At 66.6% G+C, this 22,897-nt stretch carries 17 protein-coding genes and 1 pseudogene; 14 read left to right on the forward strand and 4 right to left on the reverse strand.

Features of this window, described 5'->3' with window-relative positions:
* The coding region (locus tag VKA86_07580; protein HKK71063.1) for a hypothetical protein at positions 1 to 674 on the reverse strand (674 nt) is incomplete at its 3' end.
* Between the two features lie 124 nt (positions 675 to 798).
* Complete coding sequence (add, locus tag VKA86_07585) at positions 799 to 1,869, reverse strand: adenosine deaminase (protein HKK71064.1); 1,071 nt, start codon at positions 1,867 to 1,869, stop codon at positions 799 to 801.
* Positions 1,870 to 2,017: 148 nt separating this feature from the next.
* Between add and VKA86_07590 the strand changes: the two genes are divergently transcribed.
* The gene (locus VKA86_07590; protein HKK71065.1) at positions 2,018 to 3,985 is read left to right on the forward strand and encodes an alpha-amylase family glycosyl hydrolase; all 1,968 of its coding nucleotides are present in this window, start codon (positions 2,018 to 2,020) and stop codon (positions 3,983 to 3,985) included.
* Positions 3,986 to 3,988: 3 nt separating this feature from the next.
* On the opposite strand, the gene VKA86_07595 is transcribed toward VKA86_07590, so the two are convergent.
* A complete protein-coding gene (locus VKA86_07595) occupies positions 3,989 to 4,369 on the reverse strand; it encodes a hypothetical protein (GenBank protein HKK71066.1) in 381 nt (126 codons plus the stop codon).
* Between the two features lie 207 nt (positions 4,370 to 4,576).
* On the opposite strand from VKA86_07595, the gene VKA86_07600 reads away from it, so the two are divergent.
* The 11 genes and pseudogenes from VKA86_07600 to VKA86_07650 all read left to right on the forward strand — a co-directional run bounded on the left by VKA86_07600 (position 4,577) and on the right by VKA86_07650 (position 18,110).
* Positions 4,577 to 6,022 (forward strand): DegQ family serine endoprotease, encoded by a 1,446-nt coding sequence (locus tag VKA86_07600; GenBank protein ID HKK71067.1) that lies wholly within the window; start codon positions 4,577 to 4,579, stop codon positions 6,020 to 6,022.
* 266 nt (positions 6,023 to 6,288) lie between these two features.
* Complete coding sequence (locus VKA86_07605; GenBank protein HKK71068.1) at positions 6,289 to 8,094, forward strand: BCCT family transporter; 1,806 nt, start codon at positions 6,289 to 6,291, stop codon at positions 8,092 to 8,094.
* A 469-nt stretch (positions 8,095 to 8,563) separates the two neighbouring features.
* Positions 8,564 to 9,766: a hypothetical protein gene (locus tag VKA86_07610; protein HKK71069.1), complete on the forward strand. Its 1,203-nt coding sequence runs from the start codon at positions 8,564 to 8,566 to the stop codon at positions 9,764 to 9,766.
* Between the two features lie 35 nt (positions 9,767 to 9,801).
* Complete coding sequence (locus VKA86_07615; GenBank protein HKK71070.1) at positions 9,802 to 11,076, forward strand: glycine betaine/L-proline ABC transporter ATP-binding protein; 1,275 nt, start codon at positions 9,802 to 9,804, stop codon at positions 11,074 to 11,076.
* Positions 11,073 to 11,942, forward strand: coding sequence for an ABC transporter permease subunit (locus tag VKA86_07620; protein HKK71071.1), 870 nt, complete (start codon positions 11,073 to 11,075; stop codon positions 11,940 to 11,942). The genes VKA86_07615 and VKA86_07620 overlap by 4 nt, the downstream gene beginning before the upstream one ends.
* 26 nt (positions 11,943 to 11,968) lie before the next feature.
* Positions 11,969 to 12,856 carry a glycine betaine ABC transporter substrate-binding protein gene (locus VKA86_07625; GenBank protein HKK71072.1) on the forward strand — a complete coding sequence of 296 codons (888 nt, stop codon included), beginning with the start codon at positions 11,969 to 11,971 and terminating at the stop codon, positions 12,854 to 12,856.
* Positions 12,857 to 13,139: 283 nt separating this feature from the next.
* Positions 13,140 to 15,017, forward strand: coding sequence for a GAF domain-containing protein (locus tag VKA86_07630; protein HKK71073.1), 1,878 nt, complete (start codon positions 13,140 to 13,142; stop codon positions 15,015 to 15,017).
* A gap of 191 nt (positions 15,018 to 15,208) precedes the next feature.
* A complete protein-coding gene (locus VKA86_07635; protein ID HKK71074.1) occupies positions 15,209 to 16,600 on the forward strand; it encodes a tetrathionate reductase family octaheme c-type cytochrome in 1,392 nt (463 codons plus the stop codon).
* A 46-nt stretch (positions 16,601 to 16,646) separates the two neighbouring features.
* Complete coding sequence (locus tag VKA86_07640; GenBank protein HKK71075.1) at positions 16,647 to 17,018, forward strand: ferritin-like domain-containing protein; 372 nt, start codon at positions 16,647 to 16,649, stop codon at positions 17,016 to 17,018.
* Between the two features lies 1 nt (position 17,019).
* Positions 17,020 to 17,817 carry a family 1 encapsulin nanocompartment shell protein gene (locus VKA86_07645; protein HKK71076.1) on the forward strand — a complete coding sequence of 266 codons (798 nt, stop codon included), beginning with the start codon at positions 17,020 to 17,022 and terminating at the stop codon, positions 17,815 to 17,817.
* A gap of 182 nt (positions 17,818 to 17,999) precedes the next feature.
* Positions 18,000 to 18,110 (forward strand): annotated as a pseudogene (locus tag VKA86_07650) (maturase).
* A gap of 122 nt (positions 18,111 to 18,232) precedes the next feature.
* Here VKA86_07650 and VKA86_07655 read toward each other — a convergent pair.
* On the reverse strand, positions 18,233 to 20,344 hold the full coding sequence (locus VKA86_07655) for a tetratricopeptide repeat protein (protein ID HKK71077.1): 2,112 nt from the start codon (positions 20,342 to 20,344) through the stop codon (positions 18,233 to 18,235).
* Between the two features lie 267 nt (positions 20,345 to 20,611).
* Between VKA86_07655 and VKA86_07660 the strand changes: the two genes are divergently transcribed.
* Positions 20,612 to 21,040, forward strand: a complete 429-nt coding sequence (locus VKA86_07660) for a hypothetical protein (GenBank protein ID HKK71078.1) — start codon at positions 20,612 to 20,614, stop codon at positions 21,038 to 21,040.
* Positions 21,041 to 21,043: 3 nt separating this feature from the next.
* Entirely contained in the window at positions 21,044 to 22,876 is a 1,833-nt protein-coding gene (locus tag VKA86_07665) for a carbamoyltransferase (GenBank protein ID HKK71079.1), read from the forward strand.
* Positions 22,877 to 22,897: the final 21 nt, after the last annotated feature.

The raw sequence follows: 22,897 nt of genomic DNA on the forward strand, positions 1-22,897 counted from the left end.
GATGTCAGAGCGGGCGCGTTGCTGTCGTCTCCGAACTCCCGACGGGTCGACTCGAGCTGGCGGGCCGTCACGTGGCCATCGAGGGCGTCGTGTTGGCCGGTCGACGCCACCAGGGGCCGGGACAGGTCGATGCTCATCTTCCAGACCAGACTCGGGCGGCCGTAGGGCGTGTCGCGGCGCGCGAAGGCGTCGACCGCGGTCTCGCAGAGTTCACGGGACCACAGGGCGTAGCGCGCGTCCCCGGTCGTGCGGGCGGCGCGATCCAGGGTCAGCATCCACCGTGTGAGATAGTGGAAGTACTGGCCGTCGCGATCCCACTCCTCGCGGGCGTCGAAGGGCTCGCGCCGCCCACGCTCGGGGCGTTCCTTTCCGATCCGCAGCCCCCCGCGCGTCGGGTGGAGCGCGCCCTCGTCGTCGTCCAGACCACTCAACCAGCCCTCGCGGGAGTCGTCGTCGCGATGGCGACCGAGCAGACGGTGGACCTGGTCGATCAGGGCCAAGGCCCGCGAACGGAAGCGGTCGTCGCCCGTGCGCTCGTACAGACCGAGGTCGGTCATGACGGCGAAGGCGTCGGTCCAGAGATAGCGGCGGGGCGGGCGCGACGATGTCACGCCAGTGCGGTCGGCGAAACGATCGAGGAGATCGACGGCTTCCAAGACACGCGGATCGGGCACGACGGACTCCTTTGGGAGGTGCTCACCGTGCACACGCTGCCGGTAACAGCCGGTGCCCGCATCGGGGGCATTCCCACCGAACACGTCGTCCGCGCCCGAGGGCACGTCGTCGGGGATGCGTCGCTCAGCCGGCCGGCGACAGATCCGTCGGGGGCAGGGGCATGTCGTCGATCACGTTCCGCAGGAGTTCCTGCTTCTCGTCCCACGGCAGGAAGGCGTGCCGGAATCCGTTGAGGGCGATCTCGCGCACGTGCGCGGCGCCCACGCCGCAGTTCGCGTGGGTGCGCCACAGTTCTTCGGTGACGCTGGTGCGCGTGAACAGCCGGTTGTCGGTGTTCACCGTCACCGGCACGCCCGCTTCGACGATCCGCCGAACGGGATGCTCCTCGAGACTCGGCACGACCTTGGTCTGCACGTTGCTCGAGGGGCAGATCTCCAGGGCGATCTGGCGGTCGACCACGTAGCGCATCAGCGCCGGATCCTCGACCAGCGTGATCCCGTGTCCGATCCGGTGCGCGCCGTTGTACAGCAGGGCCTGGCGGATCGAGTCGGGTCCCCAGGCCTCGCCCGCGTGGATGGTCAGACCCAGCAGATGGTTGCGGGCGTGGTAGAAGGCCGACAGGTGCTCCTTGGCGGGATTGCCGGCCTCGCCTCCCGCGAGGTCGAAGGCGACCACGCCACGGTCGGCGTAGGCGACCGCCAGCTCGGCCTGTCGCAGCGAAGCGCTCTCGAATCGATCACGCAGGCCACAGATGATCAGTCCGGTGCGGATCCCGAAGTCCTTCTGGGCCGCGGCCAGACCATCGAGCACCGCCTCGTTCACCTCTTCGAGGTCGAGACCCTCTTCGGTGTGCAGGACGGGTCCGTAGCGCACCTCGAGGTAGCGCACGTTCTCCCGCGCGTTGTCCTCGGCGAGCTCGTAGGCGGCGCGGCGCAGTGCCTCGGGCGACTGCAGCAGCGGGATCGTGTAGCTGAACCAGGCCAGGAAGGCCTCGAGCGACTCGCTGTCCTCGATCTGCATCAGCACGTCGTGCAGGCCGTCGACACTGTCCGACGGCAGGAGGTCGATTTTGCCCTGCCCGCGCGCGAACTCGAGCATGGTCTCGAGCCGGAGCGAGCCGTCGAGGTGGCAGTGGAGTTCGGCCTTGGGCCAGGCCAGGATGTCGTCGCGGGTGAGGACGGTGGCGGCCTTCATGGGAGCCCTCGTAGTCTGGGACACAGTCGGCTCCGGCCGTCTGTTGGCCGGAAGGTATTCCGCCCAACGTAACACGGGATCGCGCGTCCCGCGCCCTCCGGATCGGATCCGGCTTCCCTTCTCCCGCGACGCCGTCGCCACCGTACCGATGATCGGACCACCGGACCAGGATCCCCGCTGGCTGGCCAGAGCGAGCGACAGCTCCCTGCGCCGTTTGCTGCCCGGCCTGAAGCGGACCTTCGAGGCCGAGGCCGATCCCGCGGAGTGGGACCACTTCGAGGCGCGGCTGCGCGAGCACTTCATGCGCTTCTTCAGTCGGTTCCACGCGCTGTACGGGCACCAGTACGACTTCTTCTACCACCTCGGCGAAGTGGTGCACGCAGCCACGGCCATGTGGCACCAGCGCCCCGACGAGCTCAAGGCGCTCGACGCCCTGCGCGAGGTCGATCCCGGCTGGTACGCATCGCGGCGCATGGTCGGTGCGATGTGCTACGTCGATCTCTTCGCCGGTGATCTGCAGGGCATCCGCGATCGGATTCCCTATCTGAAGGAGCTGGGGATCACCTACCTGCACCTCATGCCGGTGTTCGACGTGCCCGAAGGCGACAACGACGGCGGCTACGCCGTGCGCAGCTTCCGCGAGGTCCGGCCCGACCTCGGTACCATGGACGATCTGACCGAGCTGGCCACGGAACTGCGCCACCACGGGATCTCGCTGGTCCTGGACTTCGTCCTGAACCACACCTCCGACGAGCACGAGTGGGCCAGACGCGCTCTGCGCGGCGAGGAGGAGTACCAGGACTACTACCGGATGTTCGACGACCGCACCCTGCCCGACGCCTACGAGGGCAGCATGAGCGAGATCTTCCCCGACGATCATCCGGGATCGTTCATCTACCGCAACCGCATCAAGAAGTGGGTGTGGACGACCTTCAACAACTACCAGTGGGACCTGAACTACGAGAACCCCGAAGTGTTCAGCCGCATGGCGCAGGAGATGCTGTTCCTGGCCAACCAGGGTGTGGAGATCCTGCGCTTCGACGCGCTGGCCTTCGTGTGGAAGCGGCTGGGGACCACCTGCCAGAACCTGCCCGAGGCCCACTGGGTGATCCAGGCCTTCAACGCGCTGGTGCGGATCGTGGCACCGGCAGTCGAGTTCAAGTCCGAGGCGATCGTCCATCCCGACGAGGTACGCAAGTACGTCGATCGCGACGAGTGCCCGCTGTCGTACAACCCCGAGCTCATGGCGCTGCTGTGGGAGGCGCTGGCCACGCGTGACGTGCGCGTGCTGAACCACGCCGTGCGGCGTCGTTACGACGTGCCCGAGGACTGCGTGTGGGTCAACTTCCTGCGATGCCACGACGACATCGGGTGGGCCTTCTCGAACGAAGACGTCGAGGCCGTGGGTTTCGACCCCGACGCTCACCGACGTTTCCTGACGGACTTCTACACCGGGCGCTTCCCGGGAAGCTTCGCCCGCGGCGAGCCCTTCATGGAGAATCCCCTCACCGGTGACGCGCGTGTGTCGGGCATGCTGGCGTCGCTGTGCGGACTCGAGAAGGCGCTCGACGAGGACGACGCCCACGAGGTGGAGTTGGCGGTGCGACGGGTCCTGCTGCTGCACGGCATCGTGATCACCCTCGGCGGTCTTCCGTTGATCTATCTCGGCGACGAGATCGGCATGCCCAACGACCACTCCTACCACCGTGATCCGCAGAAGATCGGGGATTCCCGCTGGTTGCACCGTCCTCGCTTCGACTGGGACCGGGCCGAGCGGCGACGCGACGCCGACACCCCGGAGGGTGCGATCTATCAGGGTCTGCTGCGTCTGGTGCAGCTCCGGCAGCAGAACCCGGCCTTCACCCGCAACGGCGACACCGAGTTCCTCGAGACCGGCAATCGCCACGTCTTCGGATTCCTGCGTGACTACGAAGACCACGGCGTGCTCGTGCTGGGCAACTTCAGCGAGCACGAGCAGGCGGTCGAGGCACGCCGGCTGCGGCAGATGGGCATGCGCAAGACCATGGTCGACCTGTACGCCGGGCGTTCGATCACCGCGACCGAGAAGCTCGTGCTCGAGCCCTACGAGTGCATGGTGCTGTCGCGCGTGGGTTGATGGTCAGTCCCGTTTCCCGCCGAGCAGCCAGCGCAGCGGCCGCGGGATACCGTCCTCGGGCCGCACGCTGCCCGGGCCGATACGGATCCACTCGACACCGGCATCCACGTGCGGCAGGTCGATCGCGAGATCGCGGACCTCGATCTCCGACCACGACAATCGGTGACCGGCATCGTCGGTGCTCACGCCGCAGGAGCGGATCACGAGCACCACGGGGCCGATCGACGGCGGGCCGGTGAGTTCGACGGACACGTCCTTGCCGCCGTCCGCCGACTCGACGTGGAGGCGCTCGAGGGTCCACTCGTCGCCGAGCCACCGCTCCGAGATCAGATCGCGTGCCGCGTTCACAAGTCCTCCCAGGGCGCGGTCCCGCAGCTTCCTCATCCGGCTCTCTCCTCGGACTCGCACGACGGGTACGGGAGCGTCGATCATGGGCAGTCCCGGCGCGGAACTCAAGTGCCGAGGGCGCCGACCGAGCCTGCCCCATCGCGCGTTGGGGTGTCCCACCATGGCCGCCGGGCCCGTGAACGTGCGACCTGTACCGGCAGCCCGTGTTCCGAGACCGCGAGCCGACTCCCGAGGAGGCCCTCCATGCCCGCCCCACGCCGATTCCATCGAGTCCTGTGTGTGCTCCTGACCGGCGCCCTGCTGTTCCCCGCCGCGGCGACGGCCCAGATCGACGATGAGGGCGTCGCCATCGCGCGTCAGCTGTCCGACGCCTTCGAGTCGGTGGCCGAGCTGAACCGGTTGTCGGTGGTGAGCGTGGTGTCGACGGGGACCGCGCCGTCGCCGGAGTCGCGGAGTCCCTTCGAGGGCTCACCGTGGGAGGAGTTCTTCGGCCGTGACTTCTTCGAACGCTTCGATCCGTCGAGCGACGGCGGCCAGCGCATGCGCCTGGGGCAGGGCAGTGGCGTGATCGTCTCGAAGGACGGCTACGTGCTCACGAACAACCACGTGGTGGCCAACGCCGGCGAGGTCGAGATCGTGCTCGGCGACGAGCGGCGCTTCACCGCCGAGATCGTGGGCACCGATCCCAAGACCGATCTCGCCGTGTTGAAGATCGACGCACCGGACCTGATGCCCGCCCGGCTCGGCGACTCCGATGCCATGAGCGTGGGCGAATGGGTCGTGGCTGCCGGCAATCCCTTCGGACTGACCGCCTCGGTCACCGCCGGGATCGTCAGCGCGCTCGGGCGTTCCAACATGGGAATCACCGACTACGAGGACTTCATCCAGACCGATGCGGCGATCAATCCCGGCAACAGCGGCGGTCCTCTGCTGAACCTCGACGGCGAGGTCGTGGGCATCAACACGGCGATCATGACCCGCTCCGGTGGCTCGATGGGCGTGGGCTTCGCCATTCCGTCGAACATGGCGCGTGACATCATGAACAGCCTGATCGAGACCGGACGCGTGGTCCGCGGTTGGCTGGGCGTGGGGATCCAACGGCTCACGCCGGAGCTCGCCAATTCCTTCGACTTCGAAGGCGACGAGGGCGTGATCGTGGCCGAGGTCGACGAGGGCACGCCGGCCTACCGCGGCGGGCTGCGCGCGGGCGACATCGTCGTCGCCTACGACGGCCGACCACTCGAGTCGATGGAAGGCTTCCGGACCGATGTCGCGTCGACGCCACCGGGCACAGAAGTGCCGATCGAGGTGGTTCGCGACGGGGAGACGCGTGAGTTGCGCGTGGAGGTCGGCGAACTCGAGACCCGCGGCCGGGTGGCGAGCCGGCCCGACGAGGACGGCATCGAGCTCGGCATCGGCGTGCAGGAGCTCACACCGACGCTGGCCGAGCGCATGGGTCTCGACGACGAGACCGACGGCGTGGTCGTCACGCAGGTTCGACGCGGTAGCAAGGCGGCGGCCGCCGGTCTGCGCCGCGGCGACCTGATCGCCGCCGTCCAGGGCCAGGACGTCACGTCCATCCCGGAATTGCGCGAGGCCCTCGACGACGCCCAGGGCCGCGGAGCGATCCGTCTGGCCGTCGTGCGCGGTGGAATGCGCATGTACGTGGTGGTGTCGGATCTGGGTTGACCGGGCGGAGGTCGGTGCGAATCGAAGGTCGAATGAAGTCACGGTCCTGACCGTCCATTTGACGCATCTCTCTACTGTGTTAGGGTCTGCACTCGCCTGCGCGGGCCACCTCTCGGCTGTTTTCCTGGCCTGCCTCGCCCTGAGACCCCCCGAAAACCGCCGAATTCCCTGTGCCAGAGCGCAGTTGGGAGGCGCCAAGCCCTGCTGAGCAGCCGCCATCCGGGTGATCCAGCCGTTTGTGCGGGGCGCAACAGGAAGGACCTCACGTGACCCACGAAGTCCATCCCGAGGAAGCTGCGTCGAAACGCAAGCTCGCAGAGAAGTTGAGACGGGCCGAGAAGACGGCCCGCCAGAAGGCCATCAAGGAACGCGAGAAGTTCCGTGGCCTGCAGATCCGACCCACCGCGTCCTTCTTCGACGATGCCGAGGCCAAGGAGCCGGGCGAGGACAACTGGGAAGGGTTCGGATTCGACATCCATCCGCAGGTGACGGTCGCGTCGGGGCTGGTCCTGGCGATCTTCATCGTACTCACGCTCATGTTCAAGGAGCAGGCGGCGACGGTGGCCGACAGCGCGCTCGCCTGGATGTCGAGCAGTTTCGGTTGGTTCTTCATCCTGGCCGCGAACATCTTCATCGGTGCCGCGCTGTTCTTCGCGTTCAGCCGTTTCGGGTCGATCCGGATCGGCGGCAGCGACGCCCAGCCCGAGTTCTCGACACCCGCCTGGTACGCCATGTTGCTCAGCGCGGGGATGGGAATCGGGTTGATGTTCTGGAGCGTCGGCGAGCCGATGTTCCACTACGCCACACCCTCGCCCATGTTCAACGGGATCGAGCCTCAGTCGCCCGAGGCGGCACAGGCGGCGATGGGTGTCACGTATTTCCACTGGGGTCTGCACCCGTGGGCGATCTACTCGGTCGTGGCCCTGGGCCTGGCCTTCTTCGCCTACAACCGCGGCCTGCCGCTGACGATTCGTTCGATCTTCCACCCGATCCTCGGGAATCGGATCCATGGGGGTTGGGGGAATCTGATCGACGTGCTGTCGGTCCTGGCCACGCTCACCGGGCTGGCGACGTCTCTGGGCCTGGGTGTCCAGCAGGTGAACGCCGGCCTGAACTACCTGTTCGGGCTCAACATCAGTCCCGAGATGCAGGTCATCCTGATCGCAGTGATCACGGGGTTCGCGGTGATGTCGGTGGTCGCCGGCCTCGACGGCGGCGTGAAGCGTCTCAGTGAGTGGAACATGGGTCTGGCGGGCATCCTCATGCTCTTCCTGTTGATCGCGGGCACGTCGATCTACATCCTCAGTGGCTTCACCCAGAACATGGGCTTCTACCTGACCCATCTGGCCGAGCTGAGTCTGTGGACCGAGACCTTCCGCGAGTCGAACTGGCAGGGAAGCTGGACGGTGTTCTACTGGGCCTGGTGGATCTCGTGGTCGCCCTTCGTGGGCATGTTCATCGCGCGCATCTCGAAGGGGCGTTCGGTCCGAGAGTTCATCCTGGGCGTGATGATCGTTCCCACGCTGCTGTCGTTCGTGTGGATGTCGGTGTTCGGCGGCTCGGCCCTGTCGTTGCAGGCGAGCGGGACGGCGGACATCCTGGCCGCGGTGAACGCGGACGTCTCGACGGCGCTCTTCGCCATGTTCGAGCATTTCCCGTTGACCCAGGTGCTGTCGGGCATCGGAATCATTCTGGTGACGGTGTTCTTCGTCACCTCGTCGGACTCGGGCTCGCTGGTCGTCGACCATCTCACCTCGGGTGGGAAGCTCGACTCGCCGGTGCCGCAGCGCGTGTTCTGGGCCGTCATGGAGGGTGTCGTGGCCGCGGTGCTGCTGCTCGGCGGTGGCCTGAGTACGTTGCAGACGGCGGCGATCACCACGGGATTACCCTTCGTGGTCGTGCTGCTGTTGATCATCTACGCCCTCTACGTCGGGCTCTCACAGGAGCTCTACGTGGAGAAAGCGGTCCAGAAGAAGCTGCAGGACGTGGTCGAGGAGCACCGCGTGACCGAGGCCGTCGCATCGGCCCAGGAGGAACTGGCCGACGCGAAGGACGGAAAACAGGTGACCTGAGTCGATCGAGGCATCCGGGGTTCTCGCGACGGCGGTCGTGCCGTCGCGGGCCCCACCCCGATCGGTTCGAGCGTAGCCGAAGTGATCACAAGAGGTTCCCCGTGTTCGCGAGATCGGTACACGGCCAGGTCCCGGCGAACGCGCGGAACTTCTGCAAACTTCCCTTGAAACTCTCCTGCAAGATGTCAGAGTGGCTGCCGTCTGACGTCGTATCGGAGACTTCTGCGCCTCCACCGCCGAATCCCGCTCGGGGTTCGTTGCCCCCTCCGTGTGCCGGGCACGCGAAGGCGCGGGCTGGCCGTGTCACGAGCGCCGGCGTTCAGTGCCGAAGCGCGCGTCGGAAAATCGTCTTCGAAGCGGCCGCGAGCAATCTCCCGCCGTGAGAGCGGCATCCGCCAGTGTGGCGGAACAGCCCGGCACCGATCGCTCGCCGGCGACCCTCAACGAATGGATGTCCATGAAGAACTCCGTGAACGAACGACCGAATCGCATTCCGGGCCTGATCCTGCTCGCTGCCGTCGTGGCGCTGGCCGGACCCCTGGCCGACTTCGCGCGGGCGCAGGAAGCGTCCATCCAGTACGGCGGGGCGTTGCGCTACAACTACCGCGTCCAGTCCTGGGACTCGGCCGAGAGCAATCGTGACAAGGGTGGGGAGTTCCTGCTCGACACGATCCGGTTCGAGGCCGACGGCTCCTACAAAGACCTGACGATCTCCGCCGAGTACCGGTTCTACTCCGGTTACCACATGCTTCATCACGGCTACGTGAGCTGGGACTACGCCGATCACTCCGACATCCAGCTCGGTGTGCACCAGGTGCCCTTCGGGATCCAGCCCTACGCGTCGCACAACTGGTTCTTCGACGTCGGCTACTACGTCGGCCTCGAGGACGACTACGACGCCGGGATCCAGCACGTCACCACCGGTGACAACTGGAACCTGAAGCTTGGCTTCTACAAGGAGGACGAGGGGAACGGTACCGGGAACAGCCGGGACAGCGCTCGTTACTCGTACGACGTGGTGAACGCAGACCTGCCCACGCCCGGAGGCGACACGGTCACGCGCACGAACGAGGAGATCAACCAGTTCAACGGGCGGTATGCCTACACTTTCGAACATGGTGAGAACGCGCGCACGGAGGTCGGTGTCTCAGGACAGTTCGGCTTCGTCTACAATGGCACCACGGCCGAGACGGGCGAGCACCAGGCCTACGCCCTGCACGCGGTCGGCGACTACGGCAAGTTCAACATCATGACCTCGGCGATCTACTACGACTACGACCTCGATCTTCCGGAGGGAGATCCGGTCGGTGAGGAGTTCGTCGCCTTCGGTGCCTACGACTTCCCGTACTGGATCGCGGCCGAGGGCTACGTCTACCTGTTCAACGTGGCCTACAGCTCGGGCTGGGGCCTGGGGCCCTTCGAGAACCTGACCTTCTACAACGATTACAGTGTGCTGGACAAGGCCGAGGACGACTGGGAGACGACCTTCCAGAACGTGCTGGGTTTCTCGGGTGCGGCCGGCCCCCTGTACACCTATTTCGACATCGCCATGGGCAAGAATCATCCGTGGCTCGGCGACTTCCCGTCGACCTGGACCTTCGGCCTCGCGCAGGGCGACCCCGACGCCGACTGGGAAGTCCGCTACAACATCAACTTCGGCTACTACTTCTAGGTCGTGACAGCTGCGCGTAGCCAGGAGGTGAACGCATGAACGATGACATCGTGATCGAGGCGAAGAACCTCTACAAGGTCTTCGGCCCGGATCCCGACCAGGCCTTTCCCTTGATCGAAAAGGGTCTGAGCAAGGAAGAGATCCTGGACAAGACCGGCTGCGTCGTGGCCATCAACGATGCCAACTTCCAGGTCCATCGCGGCGAGATGTTCGTCGTGATGGGCCTGTCGGGAAGTGGGAAGTCGACGGTGATCCGGTGTCTGAACCGGCTCATCGACCCGACACGCGGACAGGTGCTCGTCGGCGGCGACGACATCATGCAACTGAGCGGTGATCAGCTCCGTGCGGTCCGTCGCAACAAGATGTCCATGGTCTTCCAGCACTTCGGCCTGTTGCCCCAGCGCACGGTGCTGAAGAACGTCGAGTTCGGGTTGGAGATCTCGAACATCGACCCCGCGGAACGACGCAAGAAGGCCCAGGACGCCCTGGAACTCGTGGGGCTGGCCGGCTACGAGTCGAGCCTGCCCAGCGAGCTCAGCGGCGGCATGCAGCAGCGCGTGGGTCTGGCCCGGGCGCTGGCCAACGATCCCGAGGTCCTGTTGATGGACGAGGCCTTCAGCGCGCTGGATCCGCTGATCCGCACCCAGATGCAGGACGAGCTGCTCGCCCTGCAGGAGAAGATGCACAAGACGGTGGTCTTCATCACCCACGATCTCGACGAGGCGCTGAAGATCGGCGACCGCATCGTGATCATGGGCCCCGGTGGGGGCATCCGTCAGATCGGCACGCCGGAGGAGATCCTCACCGAGCCGGCCGACGACTATGTCGCTGCGTTCGTGGAGAACGTCGATCGGACCAAGGTGATCACGGCCTCTTCGATCATGAAGAAGGCCGATCCGGTGGTTACGCCGAAGGACGGACCGTCGGTGGCCGTGCGTCGCATGGAGAAGCTGGGTCTGTCGACGGTCTTCGTGACCGACCACAACCGGGTGCTCCGCGGCATCGTGAACATCGACGACGCGGTGAAGGCCCGGAAGGACAAGACCCTCGAGGGAATCCTCCGCGAGGACGAGATCTACACCGTCTGGCCCGACACTCCGCTCAGCGATCTGATGGGACAGGCCATGGCGAGTCGCTACCCCATGGCGGTCGTCGATCACGACGGTCGGTTGCTGGGATTGCTCGACCGCGCCACGATCCTGGCCGAGGTCGGGGTGGAGAGCGATCAGGTCCAGACGCTGGTCGAACTGCAGCAATCGCAGGACGACGAGAGCGAGTCCGGCGAGACCCCGACGCAGGAGCAGGAATGATGTTCGCTTCCCTCGGAATCGCACCTCTGGCTTTCCTCGACGCCTTCGACGTCGGAAACTTCTTCGAGAAGATCATCAGCTGGCTCGAGACGAACCTCGCGCCCTTCTTCGACGGCCTCGGGGCCTTCATCGAATGGGTGCTCGGGGGGATCGAGACCGCGCTGATGTGGCCGCACTGGGGCGTGATCATCGCGATCCTGGTCTTCCTGGCATGGAAGGCCGTGGGGTGGCGCGTGGCCACGTTTTCGGTGATCGGGCTGCTGCTCGTGGTGCAGATGAACATGTGGGACGAAGCCATGGAGACCCTGGCGCTGATCGGCACCTCGGTCATCATCGCTCTGGTCGTCGCCGTCCCACTCGGGATCTGGTCGTCGAAGAGCGACACCGTCGAGAGCGTGGTCCGGCCGATCCTGGACTTCATGCAGACGCTCCCGGCATTCGTCTACCTCATTCCCGCCGTGCTGTTCTTCCAGCTCGGTAAGGTGCCCGGGGTGGTGGCGACCCTGATCTTCTCGTTGCCGCCGACCGTTCGCCTGACGAATCTGGGGATCCGTCAGGTGCCGAAGGAGATCAAGGAGGCGTCGCTGTCGTTCGGCGCGACGTCCCGTCAGACCCTGTTGAAAGCCGAACTGCCCGTGGCGCTGCCGACCATCCTGGCCGGCGTCAACCAGACCATCATGCTGGCCCTGTCGATGGTCGTCATCGCCGGCCTGATCGGGGCCGGTGGTCTGGGCAACCAGGTGGTCAAGGGCATCACGCAGCTCAACATCGGGCTCGGATTCGAAAGTGGGATCGCCATCGTGATCCTCGCGATCTATCTCGATCGTGTCACCCAGGCGCTGGGTACCGCCACGCAGCGGAATTGATGACCCAGCCGAAAGGAGAGTTCGTCATGAACCTTCGTCGTTGGACCGGTCTCGTGGCCGTGTTCACCCTGTTGACCTTCCTGCCCGCCTGTGGAGGCGGCGGAGGCAACGGTGGCGGCGACCAGGCCGCCCAGACCGAGAACAAGACCGCCGATCTCGTCTACGTGAACTGGGCCGAGGGCGTGGCCTACACGCACCTCGCAAAGGTCATCCTCGAGGACAAGATGGGCTACGAAGTCACCATCACCGCTGCTGACGTGGCTCCGGCCTACGCGGCCGTCGCCCAGGGCGACAAGGACGCCTTCATGGAGACCTGGTTGCCCGTGCTCCACGCGGACTACGTCGAGCGCTTCGAGGGCGAAGTGATCGATCTGGGCCACGTGTACGAGGGCACCCGGAGTGGCCTGGTGGTCCCGCAGTACGTGACCATCGACAAGATCAGCGAGATGAACGATCACGTCGAGGAGTTCGACGGCGAGATCACGGGCATCGACGCCGGTGCCGGCGTGATGAAGACCACCGAGCAGGTGATCGAGGACTACAACCTCGACTTCGAGCTGATCGCGTCGAGCGGACCTGCCATGACCGCTGCCCTTCAGAAGGCCTACAACGCCGAGGAATGGATCGCGGTCACCGGCTGGCGTCCGCACTGGATGTTCGGTCGCTTCGACCTGAAGTTCCTCGAGCAGGACCCCGACAAGCAGGTCTGGGGGAGCGGTAACATCCACATCATGGGCCGCAGCGACCTCGAGCAGGACAAGCCGGAGCTGGCGCAGTTCCTGAGGAATTACTTCTTCACCGATGCGCAGCTCAGCGACCTGATGATCGCCATGCGCGACGAGGACGATCTGGAGGCCGTGGCGCGTGAGTGGATGAACGCGCATCCGGACCTGGTCGACAGCTGGACCCCCTAGTCGAGTCGGGACTCCGTCCCCACGACATCGAGGCCGCTCCGGACGTCCGGGGCGGCCTCGTGCGTCGAGGGACGGCTCGCGGCGGGCTGCGAACCCGTTGGAGAACGCGAGACCAGGGGGCGTCTCCCCTGGATCCGCGAGATCCGTGGCATCCGCGCGATCCGCGGGGTCTCGGGGAAGCGACTCGTCAGGATCCGCGGAAATCCGTTAGGATTCTCGGGTTCGCTCGGAAGTCGATGCGATCACCGCCCACGCTGGGGTCCTGCTCATGAAGGGCGTCACCATGAAGCGCGTCCCGGCCCTGTCTCCGACCCGCATCACGGCCGTGTACGCAGCCGGGGCAACGATCTGGATCCTCGTCTCCGATCGTCTGGTCGGGATGTGGTTTCCCGACGCCGAGTCCTTCGTCCTGCTGCAGAACCTCAAGGGGCTGGCCTTCGTGCTGGCCACCAGCGTACTCCTGTACACGACGCTGGTGATGGAGCGTCGTCGGATCCAGCGCCTGGAACACGCGCGGCACAGCGACCGCGAGCTGATCCGGCTCCTGACCACGCTGGTCCGCGACGTCGTCTTTCGCTACCGCATGGTCGATCCGAAGGGATTCGACTACGTCAGCCCGGCGATCACCGACCTCACCGGTCACACGCCGCAGGACTTCTACGACGACCCGGATCTGGGCCGTCGTCACATCCACGAGGAGGACCGCGAGCGGATCCCGGATCGGGTCCGTCGTGCGTTCGACGAGCCCGTCCTCATGCGGTGGACACACCGTGATGGTTCGACCCTCTGGACGGAGATGAAGACCGTGCCGGTCCGTGACGACACCGGACGGCTCGTCGCGATCGAAGGGATTGCGCGGGACGTCACGGCCTTCCAGGCGGTGAACCGGCAACTCGAACGCGCGCTCGAGTCCGAAGAGAGCGCGCGGCAGGCCGCGCAGCGCTCGGAGGAGTATTCGAACCGTCTGCGCGAGGTGATCACGGAACTGGTCGAAGCCCGGACCGCCGACGAGGTCCGCGATCTCATCATCCAGCGCTCTCACCGAACCGCGCGCGCGCAGTCGTGTATCGTGGGCATGATCGATCCCACCGGCCGCAATCTCGAGATCGTCGGGGCGATCCACGAGGGCACCGCGTCGCTCGACGAGTACCAGCGGATCCCTCTGGATCGGGACACGATCCCGACCCGCATCGCCCGGACGGGGGAAGCAGTCTGGTTCGGCTCGCCCGCCGAGGCCGAAGCGTGGATGCCGGGAGGTGCGGCGGTCATGGAGTCCTTCGGTTCGAAGAGCTACGCCGGTCTGCCCCTGGTCGCCGAAGGGCGAGTGCTCGGTGTGTTGGCACTGGCCTACTACGAGCCGCGCTTGTTCGACGAGAGCGAGCGTGGGTTCCTGGTGGCCATGGCGCACCAGTGCGCGGCGGCCTACGAGCGCACGCGCCTGCGCGAGGCCACGGTGAAGTCTCAGCGGCGCCTGTACACCCTTTCGCAGCAGATGATCGAAGCGCAGGAGAACGAGCGCCGGCACATCGCTCGAGAGTTACACGACGAATTCGGGCAGCTGCTGGGGGCGCTGAACTTCAACCTGCACATCGCGATCGAGAAGCAGGAGGAAGACGACGAGCGCTCGTCGTCGGCCCTGGCCGAACTCTACGACAGCGTCGATCTGCTGGAGGAACTCTTCGGTCAGGTCCGGGCGCTGTCGCGCGAGCTGCGCCCGGCGATCCTGGACGACCTGGGCCTGGGGGCGGCGGTCGAGTGGCTGGTGGAAGGCTTCACCGAGCGATCGGGCCTGGCCATCCATCTCGACGATCGCATCGACCCCGCCGTTGCCATTCCTCCATCGATCGCGACCACCGCCTACCGCATCGTCCAGGAGAGTCTGGCGAACGTGACCCGCCACGCCGCAGCCGAACGGGTCGACCTCGGGATCTCGACCGAGACGGGCGAGTTGCACCTGGTGATCCGCGACGACGGCCAGGGCTTCGACGTGTCCGAGGCCTTCGAACAGGCCACCCGGGGATCGAGCCTGGGCCTCCTGAGCATGACCGAGCGCGCCGAGCTGGTGGGAGGGCGGACCGAGATCCGCTCGTTCTCCGACGGCCGAACCGGTACCGTGGTGCGGGTCTGGCTCCCCCTCGTGCCCCGTGGCACCGGTAGCTGATCCTCCGCGGCGCGAATCCGGCGCTTCTCGAGTCTTCCGGTATGCGGGAACCGCGGGCGGTCCCCGTGCCTTTCGGCACAATTCCACACTTGAGGCCCTGGGCCAATCCCCGACCCTTTCGGGTGGACCTCGCGCCGCGAACGACGGGCACTCCCTGCCGTCGACGTCCGATTCCGCTCAGGAGGCTCGACATGCTCATCCCCCGCGCCGGCATGGTGTCGGCGATCGTGATCCTCGCGTTCCTGGCCGCTCCGGTCCTGGCCGAAGATCACTCGGAATACATCGAAGGGCCCTTCGAATCGGGCCCGGAGGTCACGGAGACCTGTCTCTTCTGCCACGACGACGCCGAGGAGGTCATGGAGACCACCCACTGGAACTGGGGGCGGCCCCGGGATGGCGAAGAGGGCGAAGTCCATGGCAAGATCAACGCGTTCAACAACTTCTGTATCGCAGTGAGCAGCAACTGGGCGCGTTGCACGAGCTGTCACGCGGGCTACGGCTGGAAGGACGCTTCGTTCGACTTCGACGACCCGAACGCAGTCGATTGCCTCGTGTGCCACGATCGCAGCGGGACCTACCGCAAGGATCCGGCGGGTGCCGGTGCGCCGGCCGATGACGTCGATCTCACCGTCGCCGCACAGAGCGTCGGTGGGCCACCGACGAAGGAATCCTGCGGCAACTGCCACTTTTATGGTGGGGGTGGCGATCACGTGAAGCACGGCGACCTCGACAGCTCGCTGCTCGATGCCTCGTACGAGTTCGACGTGCACATGTCGGAGGACGGTCTTGCCTTCAACTGCCAGGACTGCCACATGACCGACGACCACCAGATCAGCGGGAATGCGATGGCGGTGTCGCCGGACCACGGCAACGCGATCAGTTGCCTGGACTGCCACGGCTCGGAGCCTCACGAGGGGCGGCTGTTGAACCAGCACCAGCGCGTGGCCTGCCAGACCTGCCACATCCCGGCCTTCGCCAAGGGTCGCCCGACCAAGGTCCACTGGGACTGGTCCGAGGCGGGGCAGGATCTTCCCGAAGAGACCGACGAATACGGGCTGCCCACCTACTCGAAGAAGAAAGGCCGATTCGTCTGGGACAAGAACGTCGAGCCCACCTACGCCTGGTACGACGGCACGGCCGGTGTCTACAGCGTGGGCGAGACCTTCGACCCGTCCGAACCACTGGTGCTCGCGTACCCGAAGGGGTCGGTGGACGATTCCGACTCGAAGATCCATCCGTTCAAGGTGCACACGGGCCGCCAGATCTACGATCGCCAACGGAACGTTCTCGTGGTACCGAAGCTCTACGGCGCCGGCGGCTACTGGGAGGACTTCGACTGGGCGAAGGCGGCAGAGCTCGGCATGGCGAGCGTCGACCAGCCCTTCAGCGGGGACCACGGCTTCGCCGACACGAAGATGTACTGGCGCCTGAACCACATGATCGTCCCCGGCGATCTCGCCCTGCAGTGTCGCGACTGTCACGCCCGCGGCGAGAGCCTCGACTGGCAGGCGCTGGGCTACCAGGGCGACCCCATTCGTACACGGCGTTCGGAGAACATCGTCGATCCGGACGAGGGACGTTGAGCCGAATCATGCACGACGACTTGCACCCGACGGAACGGAGGAACCGATGAGCGACTACCACGAGCCGTGGGAAGCTCTTCCCGAGGACGCTCGCGACATCCATCGCGCGCTCGTCAGTCTGAAGGAGGAGATCGAAGCGGTCGACTGGTACCACCAGCGGGTGGTGCTGAGCACCGATCCCGGACTGCGTGACATCCTCGCCCACAACCGCGACGAGGAGATGGAACACGCCTGCATGACCCTGGAGTGGCTGCGGCGCAAGGTCCCGGCTTGGAACGAGAACCTGCGGACCTATCTCTTCACCGAGGCCCCGATCACCGAGATCGAGGGCGAAGATCACCACGGCGGCACCGGGGAATCCTCCGGTGGCGACGACGGCACCGGGCTCGGCATCGGCAAGCCCGAAGGAGGTCGTTGACATGAGTCTGCTCCGACGTCACGTGGCGCCGCTCGCGTCCGCGGCCTGGGAAGAAATCGAGGACGCCGTTCGCGACGTGCTCACCCCCTGCCTGACCGGTCGTCGCGTGGTCGACCTGGACGGCCCGCACGGCCTCGACAAGGCCGCGGTCGGCCTGGGTCGGCTGGAAGTTCCGAAGAAGAGCAATGACGGTCCGGTGGGCTTCGGCGTGCATCGCGTCCAGCCGCTGGTCGAGGCCCGCGCCGTCTTCGAGCTCGGTCTGTGGGAACTCGACAACCTCGCCCGCGGCGCCAAGGACGTGGACCTGGGTCCGGCCGAGCAGGCCGCCCGGGATCTCGCCAGCTTCGAGGACGGTGCCGTTTTCAACGGTTTCGAGGCGGGCGGAATCGAGGGTCTGACGAACCTCGACGATCACGACCCGATCAAGCTCGATCTGCAGATCGACGCCTTCGCGGGGGCGGTCGGCAGCGCCGTGCTCACGCTGAAGGATCAGGCCATCGCCGGTCCGTACACGCTGGTGCTCGGTCCCGAGGCCTCGCGGTGGCTGGATTCGCAGTCCTGCGGGTATCCACTGCGGCGGCAGATCGCCGGGATCTTCGAGGGTGAGATCCTCTACAGCCCGGTGGTGCGTGGTGGCCTGCTGGTCAGCCAGCGCGGTGGCGACTTCGAACTGACCCTGGGCCAGGACATCGCGGTGGGCTACGAGGCCCACACGAACGGCAACGTCCGGTTGTTCCTGACGGAATCGTTCACGTTCCGGATCATGGAGCCGGCCGCGGCGGTGGTGTTGAAGCTGTAGGGCCGGAGCTCGTCGACGGAGATCCCTCACGACGGGGCGGGCCGGAAGCTCGCCCCGTTCGTGTTGTACGCCCGGCATGGGCACTGTCCTGGAGGTGGAAGTCCTCTCCCGACTCGATCCCACCTTCTCCGAGCACAGCCACGGCTTTGGTCCCGGGCGGCGCATCGGCATCCGCGTCAGCGCCGCGGGTCCTTCGGTTGCTGGACGAATGGGTCCGTCACCGGCTGCGGGCTTCCCAACCCGAGCAGTGGAAGCGAGGACGAACGATCTTCCAGAAGCTGCGAGGTCTGGGTCTGCCCAGCCTCGCCTCGTGATCTCGAGTGACCGAACCGCCCGGCGTGGAACCGCATGCCGGGTGGTGTGGGGGGTGCCGGGGGAACCCGGCGCCCCTATCCCGATCCCGGCAAGATTGCGTCTAGTCCGCGCCTGCTGCGGGACTCCGTTCGATCTCCAGGCCCTGACGATCCCACCGTACGCTCGCACCCTTGCCGTGTCCCGCGCGAAGCTGCGTGAAGCTGCGGAGTTCACCCGTCTCGTACCACTCGACGCGGAAGCCGTCGGGTACGCGCGGCCCGTTCGCCACGACACGTGTGGTCATCAGCGATTCGGGGTAGCCCGACGGGTGACGGGTCACCTGCGGTTCCAGGTCCGTGAAGCGCGCGTTCGGCGGGATCCGTTCGGACAGCGTGGCCACCTTGCGCTGTAGCTTCGGGTCCTGCGGAGCGAGCGCCCGCGCGCGCTCGAAGGCGGCCAGGGCCAGGTCGTGGCGGCCGATGCGTTCGAGCGCGAATCCCAGTTGCTGGTGGTAGGTCTCGTTGTCGTTCCACAGCAGGCTGGCCAGGTAGAACTGGGCCACGGCCGCCTCGTGCTGGCCGATGCCCGCGAGGAAGAAGCCCATCTGCGATCGCGTGACCGGATCGTTGGGTGCGGCCGCGACGGCTCGCTGGTAGTAGCCGCGGGCGGCGTCATGATCGCCCTCGAGGGTGGCATGGCGTGCGGCCATGAGCAGGATGGTGCCGTCCTCCACACCGGACTCCAGGGCGCGGTCGGCCAGACGGCGCGAGTCCTCGGCCTTGCCGGCCCATGAGAGGGTCAGGGCCAGGTTCGCCAGTGCCCTGGCGTGTGTCTCCTCGCTCACCGACGATTCCACGCGCTCGGCGATGCGGGCCACCGTCTCGGGGCCGTAGCCCGTGGACGGTTCGATCCATCCCTGCTCGGCGAAGGTCTCGACGAGGCGCGTGGCCAGCAGCCGATGGCCCTCGATCGTCGGATGGACGTGGTCGAGGAAGAACTGATCGCCGACCAAGGGGGTTTCGTCGCGACGGACGGCTTCGTCGCGCAGCAAGCGGACGTAGTCGACCGCGGGAGTACCGGTGTCGTCGGCGACCGCACGCACGATCTCGACGAAGCGGCTCGGGGCACGCAAGGTGCACACGTCCTCGTCGCGGGCCGTCCGGTAGGCGGCCTCGGCCTCTTCTGCCCGGCCGGCGGCGCGTAGGGCCTGCCCGTGCACCCAGTGGGCGTCGGCACTGCGGGGATCGAGGGCGACGGCCCGGGCCGCCGCGTCGACTGCGGAGTCCGTGTTGCCCGTCTCGAGAGCCTCCCGGGCAGTCGTCAGGGCAGTCTCGACCTCCTCCTGCCGGGGCGCGTCGAGACCGGGGCTGGGCTGGCTCTTGAACGGAGAGAAGCCGGCCATGTTGCTGGCGGGGGTCACCAGGACGACGTCGACGGAGGCCGCACGCGCCTTCGCCACGATGCTGCGCAGGGCCCGTTCGTAGTGTCGGGTCACGCCGGCATCGAGTTCATCGTCGCGTTCGTAGAGATCCAGGCCCGCGGAGTGGTCGAGACGTGCCTGGACCTCGGCCGGCAGGACCGTACGGCCATCGACGGCCCCCCTGTCTGAACCGAGCACCTGGCGGGCCAGGGCCCCGATCCGCGTGCTGTTCACGGCGTCGAGCGCCACCCGGAACAGTGGCGAGCGATCGCGCACGTCGGCGTAGGTGCGTTCCTCCAGGAACTCGTTGTGGCCGGTGTAGACGACGAGCAGGTCGGGTTCGTAGCGGAGGAGCTCGTCGGTCAGACGGGCCACGCGATAGCTCGCGTAGCTGATCCCGCCGGCGTTGACGATCTCGAACGCGCGGTCGGGGTCGGCCTCGGTCAACAGGTGACGCATCCAACCCGCGAAGGACGTCGCGTCGTCGTAGGGGCGACCGTAGGTCGTCGATCCACCCAGGCAGAAGACTCGCGTGGTGTTCGGCGCCTTCGTCGCCGGGAAGCTCTGGGCGTTGAAGTAGCCGCGCTTGGACGGTGCGGTGACGAGAACGGGGTTGCCCGCGTCGTCGGTGGCCGCTTCGAAGAGCGGAGCGCTCCCGGCGAACCCGACGAAGGGATCGTCGCTCTCCTCGACGGGCTGGACGCCGGTCAGGCGCAGGCCGAGTTCCAGCGTGCCCAGGACGAGGACGACCAGTACGAGCGAGAATCCGAGTTTCCGGCGCCACGACAGGGTGGGCGCGGTGAATTCCTGCATGGTGTGGCTCCGAGAAGAGAACGGACCGGCCACGAGTCTAGATTTCCGGCGCCCCTCGACCAAGACGTGTGCGTCCGGGCGTCACAGAATCAGGACTCGGAATTCGTGAGGTCGACGTCCCCGGACCGCCGACGTCATGGAAGCGCACTTGCTCGACGACTCGCGTGCCCGCTAGGCTCGACGATCCCGGACGAGCTTTCCCCTCCGTCCCCTCGTGACATGGAACCTGAACGAAGCGCGCGGCGTGGCCGCCCCGAGGCGGCCCGTGTGATCTGGTCCTGGCGCCGTGACGATCCCGCCGTGGTGGACGACACGTCCCTGCGACGGACCGGTCTCGTGCGCGGACTCGTCGGATTGGCGGTCGCTGCGCTCTTCCTCCTCTTCGCGCACCTGGCGCTGGCGATCCTGGTGGGGCTGGTGGGGACCGTCACCCTGGCCGTCGCGCTGATCTCACCCCGGCGTGGGTACGGCGCCATTCATCGCTCCGGCGAGCGCCTGGGACTGTGGCTCGGTCGTGCGATCGGGTTCGTGATGCTGCCTCTGGTCTTCTACCTCGTCATCACGCCTCTCGCACTCCTGTTCCGTCTCCAGGGCCGGGACGTACTCGCGCGTCGGACTCCGGCCGGGTCCACGACCTACTGGTCGCGTCGCAACGACGCGGTGCGCGACGACGACTTCTACCGGCGGCAGTCCTGAGTCATGCGTGTTCTGGGGATCAGTTGCTGGTACCACGACGCCGCGGCCGCGCTGGTGGTCGACGGCGACATCGTGGCCGCCGCGCAGGAGGAGCGTTTCTCCCGCCGCAAGCACGACGCCGACTTCCCCGCGAACGCAGCGCTCTACTGCCTGGCCGAGGGCGGCATCGAAGACGGCGATCTCGACGCGGTGGTCTTCTACGACAAGCCCGTGCTGAAATTCCACCGCATTCTCGAGACCCACCTCGGGGTCGCCCCGCGGGGACTGAGGAGCTTCACGCAGGCGGTTCCCCTGTGGCTGCGCAGCAAGCTCTGGGTGACGCCCCGGATCCACGACCATTTCGCCGCGCTGGGCTTCACGCAGAAGCCGCCGGTGGTCTTCGGCGAGCATCACGAGAGCCACGGGGCCAGTGCCTTCTTCCCTTCTCCCTTCGAGCGTGCCGCCGTGCTCACCCTCGACGGTGTCGGAGAGTGGAGTACGGCCACGCTGGGAGTCGGTGAGGGCAATCGGTTGCGGCTGATCGAGGAGATCCGGTTCCCCCACTCCCTGGGACTCCTGTACTCGGCGTTCACCTACTTCTGCGGATTCAAGGTGAACTCGGGCGAGTACAAACTCATGGGACTGGCGCCCTACGGAAAACCCGTGTTCGCCGACGTCATCCGGAAGCACCTGATCGACCTGAGGGACGACGGCAGCTTCCGGCTCGACATGCGGTACTTCGACTACCTCGGGGGGCTGACCATGACGGGCCGACGCTTCGATGCGTTGTTCGGCGGTCCGCCGCGCCGGCCCGAGTCGCCGATCACCCAGCGCGAGATGGACCTCGCGGCGTCGGTCCAGGCGGTGACCGAGGACATCGTGCTGCGGATCGCGCGGCATGCCCGCGAGACGACGGGCGAACGTCACCTTTGTCTTGCCGGTGGGGTCGCCCTGAATTGCGTGGCCAACGGTGAGCTGTTGCGTTCCGGCCTGTTCGACGATCTGTGGATCCAGCCAGCAGCCGGCGACGCGGGTGGGGCGCTGGGTGCGGCCCTGGCCTACTCGCACCACGCGCTCGGGGTCGATCGGCGGGTCCGGCGGCCCGACGCGATGCAGGGCGCCTGTCTCGGCCCCGAATTCGACGACGACGAGATCGCTGCCTTTCTCGAGCACCGTGGGTATCCGGCCCGTCGTTTCGACGATCCCCACGCGTGGGCGGCCACCGTGGCCGACTCCATCGCCGACGGCCAGGTCGTGGGCCTGCTCCAGGGCCGGATGGAGTTCGGGCCGCGGGCCCTGGGGAACCGGTCGATCCTCGGTGACGCGCGATCGGCGAAGATGCAGAGCGTGATGAACCTCAAGATCAAGCACCGTGAGAGCTTTCGTCCTTTCGCGCCGAGCTGTCTCGAGGAGCGGGTCGAGGACTACTTCGAGCTGGACCGGCCGTCGCCCTACATGCTGCTGGTCGCACCGGTGCAGCCGAGCCGCCGCCTGCCCCTGACCGGCGACGAACACGAACTGGACATGATCGACCGGGTGAACCGACCGCGCAGCGACCTGCCGGCGATCACGCACGTCGATCACTCCGCGAGGGTCCAGACGGTTCGTGCCTCCACGAATCCCGGCTATCACCGGATCCTGAAGGCCTTCGAAGAGCGGACCGGCGAGGGCATCGTGATCAACACCAGTTTCAACGTGCGCGGCGAGCCGATCGTGTGCACTCCCGAGGACGCCTACCGCTGCTTCATGCGCACGCAGATGGATCGGCTCGTCCTGGGATCCTTCGTCCTGGACAAGTCCGCGCAACCCGGCTTCGAGGACACCGAACGCTGGCAGGAGACCTTCCAGCTCGACTGAGCACACCGAGAGGACGCGACC

It is taken from the genome of Candidatus Krumholzibacteriia bacterium, from assembly GCA_035268685.1.
Taxonomy (GTDB): Bacteria; Krumholzibacteriota; Krumholzibacteriia; order JAJRXK01; family JAJRXK01; genus JAJRXK01.

Bases quoted from the DNA above. Each gene is read 5' to 3' on its own strand.
- add (HKK71064.1), bottom strand. From the start codon at position 1,869: ATGAAGGCCGCCACCGTCCTCACCCGCGACGACATCCTGGCCTGGCCC.
- VKA86_07655 (HKK71077.1), bottom strand. From the start codon at position 20,344: ATGCAGGAATTCACCGCGCCCACCCTGTCGTGGCGCCGGAAACTCGGA.
- VKA86_07620 (HKK71071.1), top strand. From the start codon at position 11,073: ATGATGTTCGCTTCCCTCGGAATCGCACCTCTGGCTTTCCTCGACGCC.
- VKA86_07625 (HKK71072.1), top strand. From the start codon at position 11,969: ATGAACCTTCGTCGTTGGACCGGTCTCGTGGCCGTGTTCACCCTGTTG.
- VKA86_07595 (HKK71066.1), bottom strand. From the start codon at position 4,369: ATGAGGAAGCTGCGGGACCGCGCCCTGGGAGGACTTGTGAACGCGGCA.
- VKA86_07640 (HKK71075.1), top strand. From the start codon at position 16,647: ATGAGCGACTACCACGAGCCGTGGGAAGCTCTTCCCGAGGACGCTCGC.
- VKA86_07665 (HKK71079.1), top strand. From the start codon at position 21,044: ATGCGTGTTCTGGGGATCAGTTGCTGGTACCACGACGCCGCGGCCGCG.
- VKA86_07615 (HKK71070.1), top strand. From the start codon at position 9,802: ATGAACGATGACATCGTGATCGAGGCGAAGAACCTCTACAAGGTCTTC.
- VKA86_07630 (HKK71073.1), top strand. From the start codon at position 13,140: ATGAAGCGCGTCCCGGCCCTGTCTCCGACCCGCATCACGGCCGTGTAC.
- VKA86_07590 (HKK71065.1), top strand. From the start codon at position 2,018: ATGATCGGACCACCGGACCAGGATCCCCGCTGGCTGGCCAGAGCGAGC.
- VKA86_07635 (HKK71074.1), top strand. From the start codon at position 15,209: ATGCTCATCCCCCGCGCCGGCATGGTGTCGGCGATCGTGATCCTCGCG.
- VKA86_07600 (HKK71067.1), top strand. From the start codon at position 4,577: ATGCCCGCCCCACGCCGATTCCATCGAGTCCTGTGTGTGCTCCTGACC.
- VKA86_07645 (HKK71076.1), top strand. From the start codon at position 17,020: ATGAGTCTGCTCCGACGTCACGTGGCGCCGCTCGCGTCCGCGGCCTGG.